We start from the raw sequence: 2358 nt of genomic DNA on the forward strand, positions 1-2358 counted from the left end.
TATTAAAATATAGAAATTAGTTATTGATTTCCTCAATCTTATTCTTAACCCCCCTATTCATTCCTAACAGTTTACGCCACGATAGAAGTGTATCTTCATAGAATTGGTTATACTCGTCACCCTGCTTTGCATCACCAATTACATAAGACCATTGCGAGATTGTCATAAAACACTCTATAAGCCCTACATATAATTCGCTCAATCGCTTTTTTATCTCATCGGTAAACAGAAAGTCAATCATAGCATCTTCTTTGCTCATATCGTTGAAAATACCGTCAAGTTCCTGCATAAGGCTTAACGATCTTTCTTTTTGTATCTCTATGATTGATTCGGGGGTTGGCATGGTTAAGGCTTTAGAAATTCATCAATACCACTTTTGGATAATATAAATAATTCTATTATTTTATCAATGTTTTTAATATTTATGCTTTTTACTGGTCTTCTTGAGTAATATCCAGTTCTGAAAATTAAATTCCACTTTGAAAAATTGCCTATTTCATAATACATGCCTATTGTTGCTAAATCTCTACTGGTAAATACTAGTTCAGTATAGTTATCTGGCTTAGTGTTTATTAAATTATCTTTTCCATAATTAAGGCATTTTATACAAAAGTCAATTTCATCACTATCTATTGCACCTGTACGTTCAGTATGTAATGGTGACGTCCATCCACCTGTAGTAGAATTAATGATTAATGCTGCTCTTTTTTCTCCAGTCAATATATTTGTTATATAAAAATTCACAAATTCAACATCACTATGTTTTCCTATGATTACTGATTCCTTTAAAAAATAAGAATCGTTTTTAGAACCAAAGTTTAACGTATTGCTTTTTATATCTAAACTATCTGATTGAGAAAATGCAAACAGGCTGAGAGAAGTAAATAATAGTAATAATAGTTTTCTCATAGGTTGATTACTTTAAATAAAATTCAACTATATTTTTAAGCTCTTTAGCATACTTATAAATTTCGTTTAAATTATCAATTTTATTTTTAGTTTCAACTTTATTCTCGTCAAAAGTAGCTATGTATTTAGTTGTGTCAGAATTAAAATATAAACGACAAATAGGTTTTCTATTGTTATCATCAAACAAAATTCCGAAATAAGATTTTGTGTCTCTATTTACCACCCTTTTTAAATCCACTATTTCACACAAAATAGCCTTTATTATATTATATCCGTCTATCTCCTCTTTTGTAGTTACTATATTTCCGTCTTCAGACATATAAACAACATCATCTGGTAATACTTGCTTTTCTTCAACCTTATCTACATTCTCTGCTAGAGATTCCGTTTTTAAGGCCGTTTTTAATCTGTCAGAAATAGTGTCATTAATCAAACCTGAAATAGATTTACGAACAAGTGTAGTAAATTGGTCTAATAATTTAGCAGTTATCAGTCCATCATATACTTGTTTTGCAAATAGTTTTACAAATTCGGGGCTTGGATTTGAAAATTCTTTATTTATAACGTTTTTCAACTCATTTGTGTATTTAAGTTCACTAGCTGAACTTAATATATTGTCAACATCAAAATACGCTTTATGAAATTTTTTTAATTCATCTACTTGATTCTGTTTAATATCATTCATGTTAATCTCCAAAAATGGCTTTTCATCCATTTTGTTCGGAGTTTCTAGGTCTGTATAAAATTTATATATTATTCCATTAGTTAAAAGTCCGAACTTAGCAGGGGAAACATGAAAATATCTCAACAATTGATTATCATGTAATGTTAGTTCTTGATTCCAATGTTTACATTCAATTAGTAAAATAGGTATTCCATTACTCATTATTGCATAATCAATCTTTTCGCCCTTTTTTGTACCTATATCACACACAAATTCAGGCATAACTTCAAGTGGATTAAATACATCATAACCTAAAGATTGTAGCATTGGCATAATTAGTGCGTTTTTAGTAGCTTCTTCTGTATGAAGATTATCTTTAAGTTTTTCGATTCTTTCTGATAACTGTTTAATAACATCTTTGAAGTCCATAATACTACGATTTAAGTGTGTCTATAATATAGTTAATTTCACAAATCTATAAATTAATATTAACATTCTCTATTTCAGCTAATATTTTTTTAATATCCTCAATAGAATTTATATCATAAGACTTTCCCTTGTGTCTTATAATGCCGATAGTATCATTATCTGAACGCTCGAAAAGTTCGGAGATAGGCACATTTAAAGCATGTGCAATCTTTTGCAGGGTTTCAACAGTAGGGTTGCCATTGATTTGTTGAGATAAACTAACCCTATTTATCCCAAGCATAGTAGCCAAGTCAGAAAGTTGCAAACCTCTCTCTCTTACTACTTCTTTTATTCTTAATACCATATCCTAGTTATTA

4 protein-coding genes are annotated in these 2358 nt (G+C 29.4%); all 4 read right to left on the reverse strand.

All coding sequences use genetic code 11. The features are described 5' to 3' along the window. Nucleotides 1-16: 16 nt before the first annotated feature. From JGH11_RS19730 to JGH11_RS19745, 4 genes are read right to left on the reverse strand one after another with little or no spacing between them, the layout of a single operon-like run. Nucleotides 17-343, reverse strand: a complete 327-nt coding sequence (locus tag JGH11_RS19730; RefSeq protein ID WP_201114637.1) for a hypothetical protein — start codon at nt 341-343, stop codon at nt 17-19. A 2-nt stretch (nt 344-345) separates the two neighbouring features. Then, a complete protein-coding gene (locus JGH11_RS19735; protein WP_201114638.1) occupies nt 346-909 on the reverse strand; it encodes a hypothetical protein in 564 nt (187 codons plus the stop codon). Nucleotides 910-916: 7 nt separating this feature from the next. Further along, complete coding sequence (locus tag JGH11_RS19740) at nt 917-2002, reverse strand: type I restriction endonuclease (protein WP_201114640.1); 1086 nt, start codon at nt 2000-2002, stop codon at nt 917-919. Between the two features lie 46 nt (nt 2003-2048). After that, the gene (locus JGH11_RS19745) at nt 2049-2345 is read right to left on the reverse strand and encodes a helix-turn-helix domain-containing protein (protein ID WP_201114642.1); all 297 of its coding nucleotides are present in this window, start codon (nt 2343-2345) and stop codon (nt 2049-2051) included. Nucleotides 2346-2358 lie beyond the last annotated feature (13 nt).

This window comes from Dysgonomonas sp. Marseille-P4677 (assembly GCF_016652235.1).
Lineage (GTDB): Bacteria > Bacteroidota > Bacteroidia > Bacteroidales > Dysgonomonadaceae > Dysgonomonas.